1 protein-coding gene and 1 pseudogene are annotated in these 1,953 nt (G+C 30.9%); both read left to right on the forward strand.

Translation table 11 applies throughout. The features are described from left to right. Positions 1–315 (forward strand): annotated as a pseudogene (locus tag BR82_RS16150) (3-deoxy-7-phosphoheptulonate synthase); the annotation flags it as partial. Positions 316–420: 105 nt separating this feature from the next. Then, a complete protein-coding gene (locus BR82_RS0114455) occupies positions 421–1,833 on the forward strand; it encodes an SIR2 family protein (RefSeq protein WP_027090734.1) in 1,413 nt (470 codons plus the stop codon). Positions 1,834–1,953 lie beyond the last annotated feature (120 nt).

Consider the following 1,953-nt stretch of genomic DNA (forward strand, 5'->3'; position numbering starts at 1 on the left):
TTATGTGAAAGAGGGATCAGAACATTTGAAAGCTATACAAGAAACACATTAGATCTACAAGCGATCCCGGTAGTGAAGAAACTGACACATTTACCAATCATAATCGATCCAAGCCATGCCGGAGGGAAATGGTGGTTAGTGGAACCGATGGCAAAAGCATCAGTAGCAGGTGGAGCAGATGGATTGATGATAGAAGTGCATAACGATCCTGAAAAGGCGTTATGTGATGGACCACAGTCATTGAGACCAGAGAAATATGAGAAGTTATTAAAACAAATCAGTAAGATAGCCGAAGTTGTGGGTAAGAAAGTATAATAAAGATCTCTACTATTAACGTAGAGATTTTTATTAGATGATAAGATAGTTAAAATCTGATATAATTACTATAATCAAGTAATTATATACGAGGGAGAAATTATTATGATGGTAAATAGATTTCTAGATCAAATATATGAAGGCTATAGTGTGACAGGTAAAAAATATTGTTTTATTTTAGGAGCCGGAGCTTCTAGAAGTTCTGGGATTCGTACTGGTGAACAATTGATGAAAGAGTGGCATCAGTATTTATGGGCTGATGAAAGAGGCAGTGAATATATAAAAGAATGTGCTGATGATTTAGATCCCCAATACGGTAGAGATATATATAAGCGCTTTTTTAATCAGGATTATACTATTAAAAATGATGATTATTTTGATCTTTTTGATTTACGTTTTGCGGGAAGAACAAATGATGGATATTCTTTTTTGGAAAACGAATTAGAAGGTAAAACACCAAGTTATGGCTATTTTCCACTTGCGATTTTACTTGCGAATACGAGAAATCATTTAGTTATAACTACTAATTTTGATTCATTGATTGAAGATGCTCTATTAATATACACCGATAAACATCCCCAAGTAGTAAGTCATGAAAGTTTAGCGCCATATATTTCTGGTGAATTTAAAAGACCAGTAGTAGCTAAGATTCATCGCAGTTTATATTTCAATCCTTTGAATAGAAGAAAAGATATGGATGCTTTAGCGAAAAATTGGGAAGGGGTCTTGAAAAAAGTTCTTAAGGAATACATTCCGATCGTTATTGGTTATGCAGGTGGTGATCATACTTTAATGTCGCTACTGGAAAAGGAATCAGGTTTATGCAAAGAAGGTATTTACTGGTGCTATGTTGGTGATAAACCGGATGAGAGAGTATATAATGTTGTAAGAAAAAACAAGGGGAGTTTAGTGGAAATAGATGGATTTGATGAGATAATGTTTCAAATCGCTGAAAAATTTCATGAAGAAGCAAATTTTAATGATCCGGTAGAATATATGAAGCTTCAAACAGAAAAACGGTGTCAAAAATATCAAGATGAATTTAATAAGCTAAAAGAGGCGTTGGAGATAAAAAATAATCAATCTAATCAAAAAAATATACTTCAAAAAGATGATATATATACTTATATAAAGCGTCAAAATGCTAACATTCATTATCGTCATAGCTGGGAAGAATTTGAAAATAAAAATTATGAAAAATCATTGGTGGAAATTGAACAGGCAATAAAATTGTTTCCCCAAGAATCAAAATATTATTATAGTCGAGGAATTTTTTTACATACATTAAAAAGATTTTATGAGGCATTAGAAGATAAAAATAAGGCAATTGAATTATTGCCTCAAAAAGACGATTATTATTATAGTCGCTCAATGACATTAGCTCGATTATTAAAATATGAAGAAGCATTAAAAGATATTGGTTATGCAATTCATTTAAATTCCAATAAAATGAAATATTATCAATATGCTATGAAACTATTAAAAGAATTAGAGGAAAATGAAAAAATAGAAGAATGATGTTAAATAATGCCAAAAATATGGTTAATTTTGTTACTATTCACAGTATAAATAACAGTACTCAAAAAAGCATAACCTTTTTCTAGTCAAATTCGTTATGCTTTTTCATTTGTTCAATTG

The organism is Thomasclavelia saccharogumia DSM 17460 (assembly GCF_000686665.1).
Taxonomy (GTDB): domain Bacteria; phylum Bacillota_I; class Bacilli_A; order Erysipelotrichales; family Coprobacillaceae; genus Thomasclavelia; species Thomasclavelia saccharogumia.